This window comes from Gimesia alba (assembly GCF_007744675.1).
In the GTDB taxonomy this organism is placed as follows: domain Bacteria; phylum Planctomycetota; class Planctomycetia; order Planctomycetales; family Planctomycetaceae; genus Gimesia; species Gimesia alba.
Map to the genome: position 1 here is coordinate 6961049 of NZ_CP036269.1, position 21427 is coordinate 6982475.

The window sequence follows — 21427 nt, forward strand, 5'->3', positions numbered from 1 at the left end:
ACCAGATTCTTTGCTGAAATCAGCTGGAGGCTCTGCTAGGATTGATTCTGCCTTTATCAGAAAACCACAACTCACTAGCGGAGCGAATTCATGATCCACAGCCTCGGTCGATCTATCACACGTGTGTTCTGTCTATTACTGCTCGTTTTATGCGTGACGCCTCTGGCTTCAGCCGCCGAGCCCAAAACCAACGTGTTGTTTCTGATCTGCGATGACTTGAACTGCGATCTCGGCTGTTATGGGCACCCGCAGGTGAAATCACCGAATATTGATCAGCTGGCGAAGCAGGGGGTTCGCTTTGAACATGCCTACTGTCAGTTTCCGCTCTGTGGACCGAGTCGGGCTTCCTTCATGACCGGCATGTACCCCGATCAGACGCTCGTGCATCGCAACGCCATTTATATTCGCGAGCATGTGCCCAACGTGCAGACGATGTCGCAGATGTTTCGTAACAACGGCTACTTCGCAACCCGTGTCGGGAAAATTTATCACTACAACGTTCCCAAACACATCGGCACCGGTGGACACGACGATCCCTATTCCTGGAACCAGACCTTTAATCCCCGCGGACGCGATGTCGATGATGAAGATCTGATTTTCAGCCTCACTCCCGGCAGCTTTGGCGGCACACTCAGCTGGCTAGCCGCGGACGGGACCGATGAAGAACAGACCGACGGCATCGCCGCTGATATCGCTGTTGACCAACTCAAACAATTCGCGAAGAAGAAACAACCGTTCTTCCTCGCCGTCGGCCTCTATCGACCTCACACGCCTTATGTGGCGCCCAAAAATTATTTCGAGATGTATCCTACTGAAAAGATCAAGGTGCCCCAGATTCCAGACGGTTATCTAGAGACGATTCCCAAGCCGGCCCAAAAATCAGTCACCCGCAAAAAGAATCAGATCAATCTTCCCGATAATCTGTCTCGCCAGGCCATTCAGGCGTATTACGCTTCGATCACCTTCGCCGATGCCCAACTGGGAAAGATTCTGGAAACGCTCAAACAGACCGGGCTCGACGACAATACGATCATCGTTTTCACCTCTGATCACGGCTATCACATGGGCGAGCATGGTCACTGGCAGAAGACAACGCTCTTTGAAAACGCGGCCCGCGTGCCGATGATCATCGCCGGTCCGGGAATCACCGCCAAAGGGCAGACGGCGCTTTCCCCAGCGGAAATGGTTGACTTTTATCCTACATTGGCAGAGCTCTGTGAGTTGAAAACGCCCGCTTCGACTTCCGGCGTCAGTCAGGTTCCCACGCTGAAAGACGTTGCCACCGCGTCCCGCGAATCCGCGTTAACACAGTACGCGAACGGCTACAGCATTCGCACGCCACGCTACCGTTACACAGAGTGGGGCGACAAAGGAGCGCAGGGCGTCGAACTCTACGATCACGAAACCGACACGGTGGAAATGAAAAATCTGGGCAATGATCCGGCGACCGCACAGCTTCGCAAACGGTTAGCCAATCATCTGCACAAACGCATTGAACAGGCCAACCAGAAACCCAAAGGGGTCAAACAGGTCAAATTCGAAAACCGCCGCCGCGTTCCCCGTTAAATCGGAAACCGGCCTTGTAATTCCTGAAGCAGTTGTTTTGAATGGAAGGTGCGCCAGAAGTGGACCTTCCTTCAAACTTCCCACCCACAGGAATGCATCATGAATTTATCCCGACGCGAATTTTCGAAATCAATGCTCCTCGCCGGCTTTGGTTGTGCCGCCGGTCAATGGTCTGCCCGTAGCCTCAACGCCGCTAAACCAAATATCAAAGCGGGCACCGGGATCATCGATGTCCACACACACATCGGCACGTATACCGACCCGAAAAAGAATCTGTCCCCCGAAGCATTGATCACTTGGATGGACGAGCATCAAATCGAGAAATCGGTTGTCCTGCCTCTGACATCACCTGAGTCGACCAAATATCTGCAGACAACCGAATCTGTATTGGAAGCTGCGAAGCAGCATCCTGATCGATTGATTCCATTCTGCTCCGTCGATCCACGCACCACGCACGCCGGCAGCGTCAAGTCACTCGTTGGTATGATTCAAGCCTGGGTCGATCAGGGGGCGAAAGGTTTTGGTGAACACAAGGTGGGCCTCAACTTTGACGACCCACTAATGATGCGCGTTTACGAAGCCTGTCAGGAAGTCGGCATCCCGCTGCTGTTTCATATTGATAACATTCGAGGCAAAGATGTGCCCGGCCTTAAGCGGCTGGAGAACGCCCTCAAGACATTCCCCGAACTCAATTTCATCGGCCACGGCCCCGGTTGGTGGGCTTCGATCTCCGGTGGACTCACGCCGAAAGAACTGGGCGGGTATCCCAAATCCAAAGTCAAACCGGGCGGCGCGATTGACGATCTGATGAGTCGTTACCCCAATATCTACGGCGATCTCTCCGCTGGTTCCGGCGCGAATTCGATCTCCCGCGATCTGGAGTTTGGAACCGAATTTCTGATTCGCCGTCAGGATCGCATTCTGTTCGGCACCGATTATCTCGCGCCGGGACAGCAGGTTCCCCAGTTTGAACTCTTCGAAAAGATCGAACTTCCGGATGCGGTTCTCTCAAAGATTTACCGTGAAAACGTGATTAAACTCCTCAAACTGACGTAATAACCGGCCCAGCACGTGACCCTTTGATCAGATTTGTGAATTTTCTTAATAATTAAGGGCAGGTTCACGTTGTTCTATCCGATTATATTTGTGTATGCTGATGCATATGAAGGTTCCTGCCTGAGCTGCTCACCACACAGGAATGAGAGAGACGTGATTTTTTTATTTTAATCACCGCTTTCTATCTAATCCTAATTAATAATCGATTCCTCGATTTGAGTATGGGAGAATTCGGATGTCCCAACCAAGTACGTTTCCCAATAATCCACATGGAAGACATCACCAGAGTGGAAGCTCCTTCTCAGCATTTGCCCCCGGTTCCGATCTGATCCGTAGCGGCAGCCGTCGCTGGTTTCTGCAGACGGGCATGGCTGGCCTGGCAGGATTGACATTGCCAGAATTACTCAAGCAACAGGCAACCGCGGCACCGCAGGCACAGACCAATCAGAAAATTCAAGCCAAGTCCGTGATCATGATCTGGCTCTCAGGCGGACCGAGCCAATTGGATATGTGGGATTTGAAACCACAGGCGCCCAAAGAAATTCGCGGGCCCTTTAATCCGATTTCGACCTCAGTAAACGGCATCGAAATCTGCGAGCATATGCCGAAGCAGGCCGCGATGATGGACAAGTTCGCCATCATTCGTTCGATGGATGCGACCGCCAGCAATCATACGCCGACTACCTTCCAGGCCGCCAATCCCAAATCACGCCGTACCAACGACAACCGAGACGGCGGCGGTTATCCCTCAATGGGTTCGGTCGCTGCGAAATTTCGCGGACCGAATGTTCCCGGCATGCCCGGCTTTGTCGCATTGGCCGACAGCATGGTTTCAGACATTTACGGTGCCGGTCATCTGGGTCACCGCTACGAACCACTCGACGGCGTGAAAGCCGCAGGCAAGTTTGGCATGCCCGCTGGTGTGACTTCATCCCGTCTGACAGACCGCGACGCCTTACGCCGCCAGTTCGATCAACTACGACAACATACCGAGCTCTCGCCCGAACTCTCCCTGCAGGATCGTTATGTGCAGGAAGCCTACGACATGGTCCTTTCCGGCAATGTCGCCAAAGCCTTTGACGTGAATCTGGAACCAGAAAAGGTCCGCCAGAAATATGGCAGTCATTCGTTTGGCCAAAAATCATTGCTGGCCCGCCGCCTTGTCGAAGCCGGCGTGACCTTCATTACGATGAGCGATGCCTGGGGCCATTGGGATCACCACGGCGACGAAGTGAAATGGGGCGGCATTGTCAAAGGTCTCAAACCGATGCTCCCGGTACTTGATCACGGCATCACCACGCTCGTCAGCGATCTGGAAGAACGGGGTCTGCTCGATTCGACCCTGGTCCTGGTCCTCGGCGAATTCGGTCGTGGCCCCGTGATTACCAAAACCAACGGCCGTGGTCACTGGACCCCGGTCATGTCGATGCTTGCTGCAGGAGCCGGTGTACCCGGCGGGCAGGTGATCGGCGCCACCGATCGGCGCGGCGGTGAAATCGCCGAACGTCGCCTCGGCCCCGGAGACCTCGGTGCGACCGTGTTCAAGAAACTGGGCATCGATCCCTACGGCCACTGGATCAAACCGGGCGGGCGTCCCACACCGCTGGTCGAAGGCCCCGCCGGTCCGATTGCGGAACTCGGTTAATCCGTTTTGGGCTGATTCGTAAATGGATCCGTTGGATACCGCGCGTCCATATCCTGCAGCATCTGTTTCAGTTGCGCGCCCAGCTGCGCCGTGCGCTCAGGTTGGCTGTTGCTCAAGTCGTGCTGTTCACCCGGATCACTGCGCAAATCGTAGAGCTCCCGTTTTCCCGATTCGTAAAACTGCAGCAGCTTCGAGTCTCCCACACGAATCGCCGACACCGGTCGTGTCTTGCTGACCGCGAAGTCATTCACGCCGATGCTCTCTTTCGCTTTCTTGTAACCTTTCTCCGGATGGTAATAGGGAAAATGCCACGTCAGGGCACGCGTCGGCCAGTCTGCTGATTTCCCTTCGAACAAAGGGACCAGACTTTTGCCGTCCAGTGTTAGCTTTGAACAATTCCCGCCGGCGACTTCACAAAATGTGGGAAACAGATCGATGCCACTCACCGGTTTCGTACAGACACTTCCAGCCTGAACGTGCTTCGGCCAACGCACCAGGAATGGCACGCGAATACCCGCTTCATACAAGTTCCATTTGCTCCCGCGCAATGGGCCGTTCTCCGCATACTCGGGATGGCCGCCGTTATCGGATGTGAAAACAATCAATGTCGAATCGCGGAGTCCCTGTTCATCCAGCGCCATCATAACCTGACCCACGTAATGATCCAGCGTTTCAATGAACGCACCGTAATGGGCGCGGCGTTTTGCTTCGCCCGGACCGGCGGCCGCTTTGTCTTTGTATTTCTCTATCAGCCAGTCCGTGGGCGAACGAACGGGCGTATGCACGTGAAAGTAAGACAGATACAGGAAGAAGGGTTGCTCGCGTTTTTGTTTCAGAAAAGAGATGGCATTGTCAGTCACCGCGTCCGGTGGGAATTCATTTGTTTTGAAATCACCTGGTTTCCAGTCGAACTTCTTTGCATAGGGATGGCTGCCGAATGTTTCGACGGCCGTCTGAAAACCCTGCTGTTTCGGGCCGTGCGTCGGGCTCCAGCCCAGATAACGTTTAAAATGTTCGTTGACATGCCACTTGCCGAAGAAGCCGGTCGCATAGTCTGCCTGCTGCAGCATTTCGCCCAGCGTGACCTCTTTCAACGGGAGGTCCTGTGTGTACGGAGGTGGCAGCAATTCGCGGAACGGTGGATCAACGCCAGCGGGCTTTGTCACAAATTCAAAATGCAATCGCGCGGGAGTTTTTCCGGTCAAAATCGAAGCTCGCGAAGCCGAGCAGATCGGGGCCGGGGAGTAGGCATTCGTAAATTTCATCCCTTCCGCAGCCAGCTGATCCAGGTGTGGCGTCTCAGCCAGCGAGCCCCCATAACAGACCAGATCTTTCCAGCCAAGGTCATCCGACAGAATGAAGACGATGTTGGTCTTTTCGGCGGCATGTGTCGTGGATAAACACAAGCAGAGAATGAGTAAACCGAAGAATGAGCGCAGCATCAGTGAACCTTAACAATAAAGAGAGTGACTATTTAATGGGAATGAGAATTGTAACGGAATCGCCGACCGACTTCGATGGCGTCTGTTTTTTGGAAAGATCAATGGCAAATGGACGCGCGATGCTGTTGCCCGCCAGATCTTCGATCACCGTACCAACCACCAGTTGATAAACGCCCACCTGCCACGGCTTATTTGGAATGAATCGCCAGACGGTTTCATTCTCCGCCAGTTCGATTTTTCCGGGAACCGGCTTTCCGTTGAAATCAGCTACGGCCAACTGGCTCAAGAGTAGCGCGTAATCCAGCGGTTCATTCAGTTCATAAACAAGCGGCTCGCGCGTTCCCGGTGCGGGTTTAATCGACTTCCATTGAAAGATGTCGGGCTGGCGTTCATCCATGGCGACCGCCGTGAATGTTTTTTTCACCTCTGTCCCCAGCGGATGTCCCGACAACGCTGCCCATTTCGGGCTGATCCGCAATTCGTATTCCTGCCCTTCGTTGAGAATCGCTCCTAGCTCCACATTCAGATTCACACCCACCTTCTGCCGACCGGGATGAAACCAGAGCGTCAACTGTTTGCCATCGGGAGACCAGAGCTCCGTATGCCGAAACGGGCGGGGCACCAGTTTTTTTTGCGTTTTGTTGTACAGCGAAAAGTATTCGAAGATCTCCCCCTGCTGCATCGGCTCGGAAAACTGAATGTAAAACTTCAGATGATTCGCGGGCAGTTGTTTGCTCGAAGGATAGACGGCGGTCACACGCGGCGGCTGGGAATCGGGCAGGGGAATCGCAACCGTTTTCGTCAAACGTCGCCCCTCTTTGTTCGATGTCAGTTTTAAGGCAGTGGGATTAAAGGCAACCTGATATCGACTTCCCCGCACCAGTGGAAAGGCGGGCTTGAATTCCAGTCGCCGGTCTTTAATTTGATAGCGGCCCAGCATCGCCGGGAGATTTGCGTCCGTCTGTGATTCCCGTTTCAACGAGAGCACACGCTGGAACTGTTCCTCGTCTGCATTATTGAGCGTTGTCCAGAGCCGTTCATCCACTGCTGTTACGACGAACAGACAGAGCCGCGGATCGTTTTCGTTTGCTTCAATCGAAAGTTGAAACAGTTTGTCATCCTGCGCACCGGCGGCACTTGTTTGATCAATCAAGATCACTGTTCCCAATAGGAACAGCAACGCATAAGAGAGCGATCTCGACACAATAAACGCGTGCAGTTTTGCCATAAGTTTTCACTACCTGTGAGCGGAATGGCGCTAGCCACCGTTTTTGAACCAGGGTCCCAACACACAAACGGCGGCTAGCGCCGTGCCGCTCAGTTTCCCCTGAAAACAGGCTCTTTCCTACTCCTTGGACAGACCAGAAAAGAGCCTGGCATTTACGCGTAAAAATCACTTACGGCAGTTCTGCAATTTCCAGATCGAGGTGCCCTTCGTTATCACGCAGCACCACGATTTCTTTCTTCTGCAACTTGTCGATGTGGACCGCACCAGAAAGCTGCTCGACAATTTCAATGCCGTCTGGTCCTGCATTTTTCTTCACATTGCGGCGGGCCGCTTCCTCGTTGACGTCTTCCGCATCAAGGTAGTCCATATTCACACGCACGCCCCACCATTTACTCGGGCCGTACATGCTCTTTTTCCAGTGAAAACGGAACGTGTTGGTCAGCAGCCATTCCTTGCCATCACTTTCGTACGTCAGCATATCGAGCGGACGGTTGCCCGAACCGAGTTCGACGACGCTCGTCCCTTTGACTTTGCTGCCTGACTGCAGTTCGTCCAGCGGGAACTTGGCAATCGGCGTGCAGGAAAATGCACCGACAATATAATTCTTGCCTTTGTTGGAATAGGGCACGAAGGATTGAATCGGTGCTCTCGTTTCCCATTTGCGATGCGCCACATGGTAGGTTTCGGCACTGTAGATATCAGCCGACGTGCCGTGCGTTAAAGGCAATGGAATCGAATAAATTTTGTTGGCGAATTCTTCGTTCGATTGTGCCGCCGCCAGCAGACGGTCGCTGGCCAGTGCCACGCCGGTGATGTTGCGGATCTTCGTATCTTTACCACCAGGCAGAGCGACCTGAATATAATCGACTTCGTTGAGATCGAAGTTCTTCACCTTGCCTTGGGCATCGATCACCAGAATCGCCGGCTGTCCGTCCGTCTTACGACGTACTGACAGATACACGTTTCCGCTCTGTGAATTGACGGCCATGTCGGCAATCATGAGCTGATCGGGTTCGACGCCCAGACTGGCTGCTGCCGCGACATCGATTTTCGGGATCTTTTTTTCCAGCTTCTTCAGGGGTCCGACATCGTGAGTATCAATGACTGTAATTGTCGCTTTCGCAGGGTCCGCCACCACCAGCAATCCGCCGGGTCCAAATGTAATCTTGCCTACCGATTTAAAACCGGGATTTCCCTTTTGTACATTTTTGAGATACTTACTCGCCGCATCTTTGGTCACGCCGGCCTGTATCGTCGGGCCTCCGGTGAGCAACAGCAAGAGCGCCACGATACCGACGCCTGCTTTCATGATTCGCGATCTGATCATCAAATTGGTTCCTGAAAAATGAAAATTGAAACAGCGGGAATCCGCTCCCCTCCAACTGAACTCAATCCTAATTTCCTCAAATTTGAGAGTCAACAAGATTGTGAATTTATCATCCCTTTGTGCCGATTCTGCATATTGTGCAAACAAGGCAAAACAGGGGCGACAACCAAAACGCTGCAATTCTGGTAAGATCTCCCAACGCGCTTGACTTTTCTGATGCGTTTTCGGTTATAATAAGCTTTCTTCCGAAAACAGGAACACCATCCCCTGTTCGGAGTCGATACCAGCAAGAGTCCCTTGGTAATCCAGACCGGTTACCATTCCCGCCTGTTCCATCCTCAAATGACGAGAAACATTCAGCAATGGTCGTTTCCCGGCGTATATTATTTTGTTTGCTGCTGAACTGTCTGATGGTCTTTCTCAATGTACCGTCAATCGTATTCTCAGCCGAGGCACCCGCGAAATCTTCGCCGTCTTCACATATCATTTATGAAGACGCAGTCCAGCCGATTTTTCAAAAACATTGTGTGAAATGTCATAGTGAGAAAAATCGCAAAGCCGAGTTCGATTTGAGTTCAACCGCCGGTCTCCTGAAAGGGGGCGAGTCGGGCGCAGGACTGGTCGCAGGCAAGCCGGACGAAAGTCTGCTGTATGAATACCTGCACGATGGTGCGATGCCTCCCGAAGGTTCGCCGCCGTTATCAAAACAGGAACTGAAAACCATTCATCAGTGGATTCAATCCGGTTTACACTTCAAAGAGAAACCACAATCAACAACTACGGCTGCCCTTTCACAACATGATGTGCTGCCGATTCTGTATCGTCGCTGTGCCATGTGTCACGGTCCCGAATACCAGGAGGGGGGCCTCGACGTTCGATCGAAAGCCAATATGCTGGCGGGAGGCAAAGCCGGGGCAGCCGTCATTAAGGGTAAACCGGACGAAAGTCTGCTGATCAAATACATTGTCGAAAAGACCTGTCCTCCCAAAGCGGAAATCAGCCGTGCCGGCATTGAACCGATGACAGCCGAAGAGCTGACCACTCTCAAAAGCTGGATTGCAGAGGGGCTCAACGAAGTCAACGAATCCGCGGAAATCAACCTGGCCCAGGACCCGCTGGTTTCCAAAGAAGACCGTCAGTTCTGGTCTTTCCAACCGCCGCAACAGGCGACGCCCCCCACGGTGCAGCATGCGGAGCTCGTCAAAAATCCGATCGATGCCTTTCTGCTCCGAAAACTGGAAGCACAGAACCTCTCGTATTCTCCCGAAGCAGACAAACGCACGCTCATCCGCCGCGCCACGTTCGCGTTAACAGGACTGCCGCCGACACCGGAAGAAGTCAGCGCGTTCCTTGCCGATAAGAGTGACCATGCCTATGAAACATTGATTGACCGACTCCTCGAATCTCCCCGCTACGCCGAGAAGTGGGGTCGGTTCTGGCTGGATCTGGCCGGCTATGCCGACTCCGAAGGCAAACGCAGTGCTGATCTGATTCGCAAATACGCATACCGTTATCGCGATTATGTGATCCGCTCGTTCGACGAGGATAAACCCTACGATGAGTTTCTCACCGAACAACTGGCGGGCGATGAACTCGTTGACTATGCCGCTCCGAACAGTGCTACACCGGAAGTGATCGAAAAACTGGTTGCGACCGGCTTCCTTCGCATGGCCCCGGATGGGACTTCGGCCAATCCGGTGAACCGTGTTTCCGATCGGATGGAAGTCATCTCAGACGAAATCGATGTCCTCTTCCGCAGTGTATTCGGCTTAACCATGAACTGTGCTCGTTGCCACAGTCACAAATACGATCCGATTCCGCAACGCGATTATTACCGTGTGATGGCCATCTTCAAAGGGGCCTATGATGAATACGACTGGATGACGCCGCAACCGTTCAGCAATCAGTGGAAGCGGGCTCGCAGTCGTTTGTTGACGATCATTCCCGAAGAAGAACAACGGGCCATCGACGAGTTTAACGCGCCGATCGAAAAAGAGATTGCCGACGTTGAAGCCAAACTCAAAGCCAAAAAAATTGAGAAGACAGAAAAGAAAAAGCTCGATAAGCAACTGAAAGCATTAAAAGGCAAGTTAAAAACACCCGAGATGATCCGCGCCTTATGGGATCGCGGCCGTCCTTCACCGACCTACATCTATCGCCGGGGCGATGAAAACCAGCCGACGCGACTCGTGGAACCGGGGCCGCCGTCTGCGATTGCCGACGGCATTTCACCATACCATGTCGAACCGATCAAACAGACAACCGAAAAAACGGGCCGCCGCCTGGCTTTTGCCCGCTGGCTGACGCAGCCCGATCATCCACTGACCTCGCGCGTGATCGTGAATCGGGTCTGGAAAAAACATTTCGGCACCGGCATTGTCAAAAGTCTGGATAACTTTGGTGCGTTGGGAACGCCGCCCAGTCATCCGGAACTGCTCGACTGGCTGTCTGTCGATTTTGTAAAACAGGGCTGGCACTTTAAAAAACTACACCGCCTGATCATGACGTCACAAGCCTATCGGCAGTCGTCTGCGATCACTCCGGAACACCAGAAGTCCGACCCCGAAAACCGGCTTCTCTCTCGAATGCCCCTGCGTCGGCTGGAAGCAGAAGAACTCCGCGATTCGTTGATCTTCACCGCCGGTCAGCTCGATGAAACCCGATTCGGAACACCCGCCGCTGTGGAAGTGCGACCGGATGGCCTCGTCACATCGAAGCGAAGCGAGCAGGGTTGGCGACGGAGTGTGTATGTCCGCCATCGTCGTAAGGAAATGCCCACGTTCCTGGAAGTCTTCGATCTGCCGCAGATGAACCCGAATTGCACGGTGCGTCAAAATTCGACCGTGGTCTCACAGCCTTTATTGCTGGTGAATAACAAACTCGTGCATGACCTCGCCGACCTGTTTGCCAAACAGGTGCGGGAACAAGCGGGTAACAATCCGGAAAAACAGATTGAAACCGCCTATCAGCTGGCTTTTCAACGCAGCCCTTCCCCTGGAGAGACGGAGCTGGCATTAAGCTCGCTCAAACTGCTGGAGCAGCCTGCTGAGAAGGGGGAGCAGAAAGACAAAGCCGCCCCCGACGGCCTCACCGAATATTGCCACGTTTTATTGAACTCCGCCGAATTTCTTTACATCGATTGAAACAACCATGCCTGTTTTACCATCACACAATTCGCTGATGTCTGAAATCTCGCGTCGCAGTTTTTTCGACCGCATGACCGACGGACTATACGGCGTGGCGTTAACGTCGCTCATTGGCCAGCAAGCTTTACGAGCCGCCGAAAAGCAACCGTTTCACCCGGCCCCCATTCCCGAAAACCTGGCGCCCAAACGCCCGCATTTCACGCCGCGTGCGACATCGGTGATTCATCTCTGTATGCAGGGGGGCCCGAGTCAGGTCGATCTGTTTGATCCCAAGCCGGCTCTGAAAAAGTTTCATGGAAAAACCGCGCCCCGCGAATTGACGGGCAATGCGGTTTTCGAAAAAGACCGGACCGGCAAGTTGATGCAGAGTCCGTTTGAATTCAAGCAGCATGGAAAAGCGGGAGCTTGGGTTTCTGACGCACTGCCGCATCTCGCACAGGAAGTCGACGAGATGACCATCGTCCGTTCGATGTATAATGTGCACCCTAATCACGAGCCCGCCATTTATAAAATGCAGTCCGGTCAGACGTTCCCCGGCCATCCGGTATTCGGCTCCTGGATTACTTATGGACTGGGCAATGAAAATCAGAACCTGCCCGCGTATGTTGTACTGGCCGACCCCAGTAACCGCCTGCCGACGAACAACGTGGATAACTGGATGTCCGGCTATCTTTCGCCCCTGTATCAGGGAACCCGCATGAAAGCCACCGGCTCGCCGCTGCTGAATCTGGCCCCCGATTATGCGAGCGTCGATCAGGTCGCCCGCACCAAACAGGACTTGCTCAAACAGCTCGACCGACTGCATCAGAAACAGCGCCCCGGCCAGATGGAACTCGAAGCCCGTATCCAAAACTACGAGATGGCGGCCAACATGCAGCTCGAAGCCACCGAGACACTCGATATTTCACAGGAGACACCGGAAACGCTGGCGATGTACGGCATTGATGAGAAAGAGACTGACAGCTTCGGCCGCCGTTGTCTATTAGCCCGCCGCCTGGTTGAAAACGGCGTCCGCTTCGTGCAGCTCTACACCCGCGGCCAGATCTGGGACAATCATTCCAATATCAATAAATCACTTCGCACCGCCTGCGGGCAGACCGATCTTCCAATTGCCGGTCTGCTGAAAGATCTTCGTCAGCGCGGTTTACTGGATAATACTCTGGTCCTCTGGGGCGGTGAATTCGGTCGGCTGCCGACCGCACAGATCACCTCCGCAGCCAAGATGAACGTCGCGGGACGTGATCATGGCCCCTATGGTTTCTCAGCCTGGATGGCTGGTGGCGGCGTCAAACGGGGCCTCGTCTACGGCAACACCGATGAAGTCGGCTACGCGTCGGTCGAGAATCGCGTCAGCATTCAGGACTGGCACGCGACCATCCTGCACCTGCTCGGCATGGATCACGAAAAGCTGGTTTACGAACGCAACGGCCTGGGAGAACGCCTGACGCATCAGTTCCCAACCCGCGTCGTGCACGATATCATCGCCTGATTCTGAACCAGGTAGTGTTATTGTATCGTTCTATGCGTGATCGTGATTCAGACGCCTTCAACGTTTAGCTGGAAAGAATTAACAGTGGCCGATGTTTTCTGTCACCCCCAATTTTCAGGAACTTTGACCGCACAATAGACTCATTAGCCGCAGGGCGTTAGCCCCGGTTCACATACTTTTAACAGGTTAATGCAAGCTAAGAGACACTAACTGGCACCTCCTGTGCGTGGTTTATGAAATTCTCTTTAAGTTGTGCCCGCATTCACGAGAACCGGTCAGACCCGCTTGGTTTTCGTTTCGCTCTGTGTCATGATGAGCGTTGAAAAATCATCCCCGCGTCACTGTATCAAGAGATTGCTCCCCAGATGAAACTGCTCACTCTGATCCTTGCCTATTGTCTGCTACTCAACTCACTCACTGCCACTGAAGACCAGAAAGCGACTTCATTTCTCAACAACGGCGTCACCGCCCATCGCGGCAATTCCAGCGCGTATCCCGAGAACACGTTGCCCGCTTTTGAAAGTGGCATCGCAGTCGGCGCGGACTGGCTCGAACTCGACATCTTTCTCACCAAAGACGGCAAGATCGTTGTCACGCACGACAAAACCACCCAGCGGGTCGGCGACAAAAATTTGACGATTGCAGACTCGACTTACGCCGAACTGAAAACCGTCGATGTCGCGTCCGACTTCCGCAAACGGCACCAGAAAACAAAACCGGAATGTCCGCCCCAACAGATGCCGCTTCTGGAAGACGTTTTAAAACTGGTCAAACGGCAACACCGCACCCGCGTCTCTCTCCAGCCCAAAGCCGACTGCGTCAAAGAAGCGGTCGCACTGGTGAAACAGCTCAAAATGGAACCCTGGGTCGGCTTCAATGACGGCAACCTGACTTATATGACGCAGGTAAAACAACTGGCCCCCGCGATTCCCGTCTTCTGGGACCGGGGCGCCGAAACCGACATCGACGCCGACATTAAAATCGCCAAACAACGCGGCTTCGAAGCCCTCGTCCTGAACTATCAGGGCATCACCCCGGAGAAGATTCAAAAAATCAAAGCCGCCGGCCTCGAACCAGGCGCCTGGACCGTCAACAATCCAAAGTTGATGCAACAACTCCTCAATCAGGGCATCGAACGCATCTACACCGACGATCCCCGCTTGTTGCTCAAGTTGAAATAAACTCATCGTCAGAGTATTTTCGTCTCCATCGACTCATGAAATCGTTCTTTGCGCATACTTGCATTCGAGATACAACCGGGACAGATCAGCATGGCCAAAAAGAAATCGGCGCCACGAAAAAAACAAACCAGTAAAAAGAAACGCCCTCAGGCAATCAATCCTTTTACGGGCGAACCGATGGATACCATCGACTGGGGCGATGTGTTTGAACTGGTTGAGAAAAATAAAACGCGCGCGTTGAAGAATCTGTTCGAAGACGGCATGACCTTCGAGGAATTCCAGAATACGTATTGGGGACGTCTGGAAGACAACGAATACCTGCATCGTGCAGCCGAGCAGGGGAGTCTGCCGATGGTCAAGCTGCTGATTGAACAGGGAGCCGACCCGGACGAACTGGATGAGGTCTATCAGACGCCACTCGAAAGAGCATTTCTGGCGAAGAAAAAACAGGTCGCGAAATATCTGTTTGAACGGACCCAGTCAGAGACTGCAAAACAACTGGTAGAAGACACACTGTATCCCAGCCGAAAACCAGGCCGCAGCTTGCCCAAAATTGATCCAGAATTGAAACAGGCGATCGAGGAAAAATCTCTAAAAACAGTGCGGGCCTTGATCAAAAAAGGAGTGCCGGTCAATGCCAAGTTTAAAACAGAATATAAGAGCGACAGCACTCCATTGGAACTCGCTGTAGACCTCAACGCATTGAAAATTGCTGAGGCATTATTAAGTGCGGGAGCAAATCCAAATCCAATACTAAAAGAAGCCCATCCCCTGGCGACAGCCCTGTTCAGGAAGTCTCCTAAGATGATGTCTCTCCTGCTCGAACATGGCGCCGACCCGAATCGGCCCGGCGATCTGAAAAAAACCTGCTTAATGGACGCCGTGGATCGCGAAGAGATGCAGTTCATCAATCTCTTACTGGAGGCAGGCACTGACCTGAATTTGCGAGATGCGGAAGGACGTCAGGCGATTCATTTTGGGGGTTTCTTAAAATCTCATCGATATGATTCCCAAAAAGAGAAGAAAAAACTGCTTCACTCAGCGAACGTAACAATGCGGCTCATCGAAGCAGGTGCCAATCTGCAGGCAGAAACGGAAAGTGGTAGTACCAAACTAATGAAGCTTTACAGCGAGCCTCGCTGGGGCGATAAGCATCAACGCTACCTGGACTTTAAAGCAGCAATCACTGAGGCTGGTGTGCTCGACACCAGAATTGATGATCTGCTGGGTCTGGTAAGACAGAATAAAATCACAGAGGTCAGGAAGCTGATCAAAGAGGGAGTGAATGTGAATCATCGGGGCGATCTGCTCCCTTTTGCCGGCCAGGTCACTCCGCTGGCAATGGCGGTCATGTGTGGTCATCACAAGCTGGCAGAATTACTGATCAAATCGGGTGCGAATCTGGATGCCATATCTACATCATTCCGCTTTGGCGTGGAGGATCCGAATGCCGAGGAACCCAGACCTTATAATCTGATGGAGGAAGATCCACACTACTTCGGACACGGTTTAACCTGGGTAAGACCGTTAGGAGTCGCAGTCTGGAAGAATGATCCTGAAATGATCCAAATTCTGGCCGAAGCAAATGCCTCATTGATGCTGGATGCAGGTCAGGGAGGAGCCCCCTTGGTCTGGGCAATCGATCTCGCACATCTTGAGTCTGTTCAAGCTTTACTCAATGCAGGCGCGAACCCCTACAAGTCCAAGAGTAGTGGTGCTGACGCTGTGTTTTATGCCAATCTGGATCACACTCATCCCAAAATCAAAAAGCTGGTCAACCAGGCAGCGAAGAAGTTTGAATGAAAACCTTTAAGATCACCTAAGTTAAAACAGAAATCGAATTCGAAAATCCAATAAACTATTTCAATCTCTGGCCGAAAGTATTGCGTTCTTATAAAGAGTTCCATTATCAGTCGTAAGCAGACTGATAATGTTCCAGTTACATTGTCTATTCTTAGTCATTGGTGAATCGAATGATGAGCGGAGCCAGTTTTTCGACAAAATTAATTTGTATCCTCGTTTTTTCTTTATATGCAACAGGGTTGGTTGCAGACCTATTTATTTGCTCTCCCGAACATGTCATGAAGTTTATTATCATCGGTTTTCTCTTGACGATTGTGTGTAACGCTGGGCAGTTGAATAAATATTCAAAGCCAGAACGAAACATTTCCGGCCTCAGTCTATTCGCAATACTGACTTTTCTGTTCATTGGAGTTACGATTGGCGTCATCCCTCTGATTTTTGATTTAAACCTGGGCAGCCCTGTCAGAGAAACAGGTCTTTTGCTTGAACAGGCGCCTTACAGGATAACATACAAACACGAAGGGCAGATCGTGGTACCCCCTTTCACATATTACATCAATTCCCTCTGTATATTGATGGGACTTTACTGTTGCTTTACATGCATATCCGTTTTTGCATGGAACGAAGCAAATAGAAATCGGCAGAAAAAACAGAAGGAAAAAGAAAAGCGAGATCAAAAATACGCATTAAGAAAACAAAGAAGAGCCGAAGCTCGTCGTCAACAGGCTGAAAATATACAGGAACACTCATGACAACCCCACTCGATCAACTCAACTTCGGTCCGCACAATGAAGACGTGCAGGAAGTGATTGCCTTCGTGCAGTCGGGGAAGCTCCTGTCGATTCCCTTCGACCAGCAGCTTGCAGAAACATCCGGTTACAAGATTAAGCAGATTCATACATTCGAAGAGATCGACCTGTATCGGAAATCATTGAATGATTGCATGGATAATTACGAACCGTATATCAAACGCGCGGACTGGGACGACCTTTTACGTAATGACATCGGTAAAATGATGAATTACGGAGATACAACCGAAAAATTTAAAAATATTGAGGAGCTAGATAGTTCTCTGACTTCCCAGTTCGATCAGCTCTGGAAGCAGTTCTTTATCCTGGTGAATGACCAGCTCAAAGGAATCCTGACTAAGGATGAGTCCGATATCATTGCCGATGACCTGTATATGGTCTGTAAATGCAGGGCCCTTTTCGGCAAGGACAAATCGTTCCGGCACGAAACGCTGTTTCCCATCTATCAGGCGGGCGGTTATCCCTGTGGCTGGGAGGGCGCATTTCCGCGAGGGCAAGTGGCGGTCTTTGTCCCCGATCCCAATATTCCCTGCCGGTTTCCCGAAAAGGAAAAACCGCGCGTTTTTGAAAACCTGGAAGAGTGGAAATCAGCAGGGGAGGAAGAACCGGAGTTGGTTCGCTCGCAAAAACCGTTCAGTTCGGACCAGCCCCAACTCTGGCACGGAATTACTTCACTGGAGGGTGAGTATGCTTACGCTGCGATTGACGAACACATTCAATTCGCTCTGGGATTTTCACTGGAGACACTCTGGCCTGATACAGTGGAACAAAGAGAAAACGAATTAGATGCTGCCTGGGGGGATATTGCAGGAGAGCCGATCCCTTTGCCAGAACGGTTTCTTTTAACACTGATGCTTAAGGGAATTGAACGTACTTATCTTATTTCGTATCCAGACACTCAGAACACATTAGAACTGGTTCAAGAGATTGTCGAAATGAACGAGACCGGCGGCTTTTTCTTTGAGGTCAGCAATCAGAATCAAACCGTCCGCTTTTTTCATTACGACGAATATGGCATGTGCGATGAAAAACTGGAAGTAGATGCCGATGGAATCCAATTTGAATCCGAGGTCCGAGATCTGGAAATTCCACTTGAGCAGGAAAACCTGTTTGAGATTGTCAACAACTGTTTCGAGTATCACGGGCTCTTTGATCTGATGTTGAACTACGATGCCTTGATCACCGGCCCCGACGAGCAGGGCCTTTCAACCGCCACGCTCAAGCGGATGCCCGAGCTCAAGTATGAAATCGATATTTTGAATCTCGATTGAACTCCATGCCGTCTACAAGAGATAAATTCCCGTCCTGAGCTCCCATACTCATTCGTGTCGTTTCGTGTGTTTTCATGGTAGAAATTTCCCTCTACCTGCTGTTGGATTTTCAGATTGTGCCACTGGTGGCGATTGATAGAATCTGGCTTGGTTTATTTCATGCGTTTTTCATAGAGTGCGTCGAATTCTTCGTCGCTCATGGCCTTGAGTTTGGCGGGAGACAGGTCAGAGTCAGCCTGAACGACCACGGGAATTTCCAATCCCAGCAACTTATCCATGCGTTCGCGGGCACGGAGTTGTTCGCGGGGATGGACGTTGGGATTGTTGATCACACTGCGGTAAAAATAGTAAGACTCAGCGCGGTGAACGTCGGGCTCCACCTGCATGCGATACACCATTTCCTCGCGAGCCCGTTTCAGGTAACGCTCGACCGATCGGCGGGAAAGTTGGAATTCCTCTGCGACGGCCCGTTTAATGTCAGACGAGTACTTACCCATGCCCAGCATTTTTTTGACCAGTCGCACGACGTGTTCCCGATCCTCTTTTGAAAGGTATGTTCTTGTTTTGCGTTTGTTTTCTGTCATGCGTTTTCGTCCTTTGAATCAATTTCGGCTTTATTGTTCCAGCTTGCCATATCATGCTGTTCGGCGTGATGAGGTCAAGAGACGATGCGCTTATGATAGTCCGAGAACACTTCGTGATGTTCAGAAAAGCGACAATGAAGTGCCTGTGAAGTGGAACGATGCGATAGTACACAGCGCGAAGTGGTGCTGCGGGAGTCAAAGAAAGGGGTGTGAAACAAGAGACTTTTCTAGTGCGAATATCAACACCCGACAGATTGGTTCAGCAAAAAAGTACTCGCTCTCACGCGCGCGACGTTATCTCCGCATGCTAAAAAAGGGGATCGCTGTGTCAACAGGAAGAAATACTCCTGAATTTCAGGGAGCAGACGGGGTTTCTATGAGTCACACACGCGTCAAGCGAATTTCATTTTCAACCACTTTGCGACAAGCCAGTCTGAACGATTTACTCAAATTGATTGAACCGCGGCATCAGTTAGCCCGTTTACTTGAATTAGTTTGGACAACCATGACTCACGTGCTAATATGAATAGCAGATATAAAATACGGTATGACTGTCTGAGGTGAAAGGGGTTTGTGATGTCAAATGATAACGAAGAGAAACCTGCCAAGGCTTATCAGGTGCTGTTGAAAGAGCAAAAACTGGGTCTATTTATTGGCTTACTATTTGGCTTTCTCATCAGCCCGATCATTCGAAATGCCTTTCTGGATTCTGCCGGTTACTGGCTGTCGCTGTTCATTGCGATTGCGCTCTCCGCCAGCGGTGCTGCCATCGTAGCTTATTCTGCTGTGACCCTACTGAGTCGTAAGTCACAATCGTAAGCAGACTGTTGCCACTGAAATAATTCGATCGAGAGGGTGAAAGCGGTGAGAAATCGAATTCTGGCAATGGAGGGGAGCAGACTGACAGCAGCAGAAGCTGCGTCACTCGAAAAAGAGTTGGAGCAGAATCCCAGCGATGTGAACTCGCGCATCTAGCTTCTGGGTTATTACTTTCAAAAACAACTTCAAGATCCCGCTGCGCTGAAAGCAAATCTGCAAAACATTTTGTGGTTGATACAGAATGCCCCCGAATGTGATATTCTGGCAACTCCGTTCGGTCTGCTCTATGCCAAGGTGAATGCAGATGCCTATACAGCAGGGAAAGAAGTCTGGATCGATCAACTGGAAAACAATCCCGAGAATCTGAGCGTACTTGAGAACGCGGCAAAGTATTTCATGCTGTCGGATCCGGATCTGGCAAACGAAGCACTCATCAAGGCACAATCTCTTGATCAGGAAAATCCCAAATGGTCTGCGGCGCTTGGCGAATTGTATTCGCTGAATACGAACACAAAGACTGTTAAGGACAAACACAGTGAAGCGATAAAAGCGCTGGAAGAATTGGAAAATGCATACAATCATTCGACAGGTCTGGATCAAGCCGCACTCCTTGAGCAACTTGCAAAAGCGGCCTTGATCGCGGAAAACACGGAGAAAGCCAAGACATATGCTGAACTCATGCTGAGCCAGAGCGACTCCGAATGGAATTGTGAAAATCATATTCACCACGGAAATATCACTCTCGGAAAGCTGGCACTTGCAACCGGGGACGTGGAGACAGCCAAGCAGCGTTTGCTCAAAGCAGCTGAATCTTCCGGCTCTCCAAACCTGAATTCTTTCGGTCCCGATATGAACCTGGCGAAAGAGCTCCTGCAGAAAGGCGAAAAGGATGCTGTGCTCAAATATCTCGCGCTCTGCTCACAGTTCTGGGGGTCGGGTAAAGACCGTTTAGATCAATGGACAAAGAGCATTGATAGAGAAGAGATGCCGAGCGACTGGGGTTAAGCTCAATCAGCTACAAGCGTGAAAGAACGACAATGCAGCCCGTGATGAATGATACGAAGTGGCGTGAATTGCAAATGGCCATGTATTAGATCAAGAACTTTTGTCCAAGATGGCGGACGCGCTGTCTGGAGAATGGTTATATCTCTGACTGGGACAGGGAATGGGTTTACCATTTTTCTGAGGGAGGCTATGCGGATATTGAATGGGTGGAAATCAAAACCGAGAATGCAGCAGAGGCTGCGATCGTGCTGGCGGCATTGAAAAAAATCCATGTTCCCGGTGAGCAATGGGAACATGGATTTCGCATATATGGTTATGTCACCGCAGGTCAGCCTGTTGAATATCTCTAACCCGGTTGACCCAGCCACACCGATCGAAAAGATTGCCTGTGATGTAATTACGACGTTGAATCGGTGGCTGGTGCTTCCGCCGCCGGTGGTGTCATGGGGGCCGGTTTGTCGACGGGTTTATAGATCATGACCATCGCAGCGCCGGCGGCGGCCAGGACCAGTCCCAGGAAGAAGCGGAGATCAGGCATTGTTTTCGCAGGGTGATAAAGGGTGATTGTAGCGATGGTATTTACAATCGGAGCACCTGCAAATACGAGAGGAGCGACGTAGATCGCGGCTCCTTTTCCACCTGTCGTGACAGCGAAAATGACAAACAACGCCCCCAAGGCTCCGGCCGTTCCGGCGAGGATGCCCCACATGATCGGGCCGGTATTAAAATTAGGTACGCCGCGCACAGTTGGGTCTTTGTCCAACACAAAGATGAAGAAGCCGGGAATCAGAACGGCGACCAGGAAGTAAGCGACTCCCACAAACAGGAACGCCCGCAGGTTACTATGCAGTTTTTGAGCGGCAATATGGACCAGAGGCACGTAGTTCCCCCAGGAGAGCGCAGCACAAGCAACAAAGAATAAGACAATCGTCCATTTTGACATCGTTAAAAACTCCTGAATTCGTGGAGGGGAGGGATCATTTCCGTTGGCAAGTTAATCGAGCTTTATAATAGTAAGTTTCTGAATTCACAGCACCCGACAGGCATGAAAAATTG

The 21427-nt window shown here is 51.5% G+C and carries 18 protein-coding genes; 12 read left to right on the forward strand and 6 right to left on the reverse strand.

Annotated elements, in window-relative coordinates; translation table 11 throughout:
- Nucleotides 1-90: 90 nt before the first annotated feature.
- From Pan241w_RS25945 to Pan241w_RS25955, 3 genes are all read left to right on the forward strand, one after another.
- On the forward strand, nt 91-1566 hold the full coding sequence (locus Pan241w_RS25945; protein ID WP_145221676.1) for a sulfatase: 1476 nt from the start codon (nt 91-93) through the stop codon (nt 1564-1566).
- 99 nt (nt 1567-1665) lie between these two features.
- A complete protein-coding gene (locus Pan241w_RS25950; RefSeq protein ID WP_145221679.1) occupies nt 1666-2622 on the forward strand; it encodes an amidohydrolase family protein in 957 nt (318 codons plus the stop codon).
- A 235-nt stretch (nt 2623-2857) separates the two neighbouring features.
- Nucleotides 2858-4267 carry a DUF1501 domain-containing protein gene (locus Pan241w_RS25955; protein ID WP_145221682.1) on the forward strand — a complete coding sequence of 470 codons (1410 nt, stop codon included), beginning with the start codon at nt 2858-2860 and terminating at the stop codon, nt 4265-4267.
- On the opposite strand, the gene Pan241w_RS25960 is transcribed toward Pan241w_RS25955, so the two are convergent.
- The 4 genes from Pan241w_RS25960 to Pan241w_RS29960 all read right to left on the reverse strand — a co-directional run bounded on the left by Pan241w_RS25960 (nt 4264) and on the right by Pan241w_RS29960 (nt 8627).
- Nucleotides 4264-5709, reverse strand: a complete 1446-nt coding sequence (locus tag Pan241w_RS25960; RefSeq protein WP_145221685.1) for a sulfatase — start codon at nt 5707-5709, stop codon at nt 4264-4266. The genes Pan241w_RS25955 and Pan241w_RS25960 overlap by 4 nt on opposite strands.
- A 28-nt stretch (nt 5710-5737) precedes the next feature.
- Nucleotides 5738-6937, reverse strand: a complete 1200-nt coding sequence (locus Pan241w_RS25965) for an Ig-like domain-containing protein (RefSeq protein WP_145221688.1) — start codon at nt 6935-6937, stop codon at nt 5738-5740.
- A 169-nt stretch (nt 6938-7106) separates the two neighbouring features.
- The gene (locus Pan241w_RS25970; protein ID WP_145221691.1) at nt 7107-8264 is read right to left on the reverse strand and encodes a hypothetical protein; all 1158 of its coding nucleotides are present in this window, start codon (nt 8262-8264) and stop codon (nt 7107-7109) included.
- Nucleotides 8265-8492: 228 nt separating this feature from the next.
- Nucleotides 8493-8627 carry a hypothetical protein gene (locus tag Pan241w_RS29960; protein WP_261344275.1) on the reverse strand — a complete coding sequence of 45 codons (135 nt, stop codon included), beginning with the start codon at nt 8625-8627 and terminating at the stop codon, nt 8493-8495.
- A 47-nt stretch (nt 8628-8674) separates the two neighbouring features.
- On the opposite strand from Pan241w_RS29960, the gene Pan241w_RS25975 reads away from it, so the two are divergent.
- From Pan241w_RS25975 to Pan241w_RS26000, 6 genes are all read left to right on the forward strand, one after another.
- Nucleotides 8675-11407 carry a PSD1 and planctomycete cytochrome C domain-containing protein gene (locus Pan241w_RS25975; protein ID WP_198000161.1) on the forward strand — a complete coding sequence of 911 codons (2733 nt, stop codon included), beginning with the start codon at nt 8675-8677 and terminating at the stop codon, nt 11405-11407.
- Nucleotides 11408-11444: 37 nt separating this feature from the next.
- Nucleotides 11445-12899 (forward strand): DUF1501 domain-containing protein, encoded by a 1455-nt coding sequence (locus tag Pan241w_RS25980; protein WP_232107279.1) that lies wholly within the window; start codon nt 11445-11447, stop codon nt 12897-12899.
- A 365-nt stretch (nt 12900-13264) separates the two neighbouring features.
- Entirely contained in the window at nt 13265-14080 is an 816-nt protein-coding gene (locus Pan241w_RS25985) for a glycerophosphodiester phosphodiesterase (RefSeq protein WP_145221700.1), read from the forward strand.
- 90 nt (nt 14081-14170) lie between these two features.
- Nucleotides 14171-15883 (forward strand): ankyrin repeat domain-containing protein, encoded by a 1713-nt coding sequence (locus Pan241w_RS25990; RefSeq protein ID WP_145221703.1) that lies wholly within the window; start codon nt 14171-14173, stop codon nt 15881-15883.
- Nucleotides 15884-16053: 170 nt separating this feature from the next.
- Nucleotides 16054-16635 (forward strand): hypothetical protein, encoded by a 582-nt coding sequence (locus Pan241w_RS25995; RefSeq protein WP_145221706.1) that lies wholly within the window; start codon nt 16054-16056, stop codon nt 16633-16635.
- Complete coding sequence (locus tag Pan241w_RS26000; RefSeq protein WP_145221709.1) at nt 16632-17963, forward strand: hypothetical protein; 1332 nt, start codon at nt 16632-16634, stop codon at nt 17961-17963. Before Pan241w_RS25995 ends, Pan241w_RS26000 begins: the two co-directional genes overlap by 4 nt.
- A gap of 152 nt (nt 17964-18115) precedes the next feature.
- Here the strand turns inward: Pan241w_RS26000 and Pan241w_RS26005 are convergent, their stop codons facing one another.
- The gene (locus Pan241w_RS26005; protein WP_145221712.1) at nt 18116-18547 is read right to left on the reverse strand and encodes a sugar-binding transcriptional regulator; all 432 of its coding nucleotides are present in this window, start codon (nt 18545-18547) and stop codon (nt 18116-18118) included.
- 576 nt (nt 18548-19123) lie between these two features.
- Here Pan241w_RS26005 and Pan241w_RS26010 point away from each other — a divergent pair.
- From Pan241w_RS26010 to Pan241w_RS29985, 3 genes are all read left to right on the forward strand, one after another.
- Nucleotides 19124-19366, forward strand: a complete 243-nt coding sequence (locus Pan241w_RS26010; RefSeq protein ID WP_145221714.1) for a hypothetical protein — start codon at nt 19124-19126, stop codon at nt 19364-19366.
- A 225-nt stretch (nt 19367-19591) separates the two neighbouring features.
- Nucleotides 19592-20371 carry a tetratricopeptide repeat protein gene (locus tag Pan241w_RS26015; RefSeq protein WP_145221717.1) on the forward strand — a complete coding sequence of 260 codons (780 nt, stop codon included), beginning with the start codon at nt 19592-19594 and terminating at the stop codon, nt 20369-20371.
- 89 nt (nt 20372-20460) lie between these two features.
- A complete protein-coding gene (locus Pan241w_RS29985; protein ID WP_315940516.1) occupies nt 20461-20721 on the forward strand; it encodes a DUF6678 family protein in 261 nt (86 codons plus the stop codon).
- A 47-nt stretch (nt 20722-20768) separates the two neighbouring features.
- On the opposite strand, the gene Pan241w_RS26025 is transcribed toward Pan241w_RS29985, so the two are convergent.
- Nucleotides 20769-21314 carry a hypothetical protein gene (locus tag Pan241w_RS26025; RefSeq protein WP_145221720.1) on the reverse strand — a complete coding sequence of 182 codons (546 nt, stop codon included), beginning with the start codon at nt 21312-21314 and terminating at the stop codon, nt 20769-20771.
- Between the last annotated feature and the right edge of the window lie 113 nt (nt 21315-21427).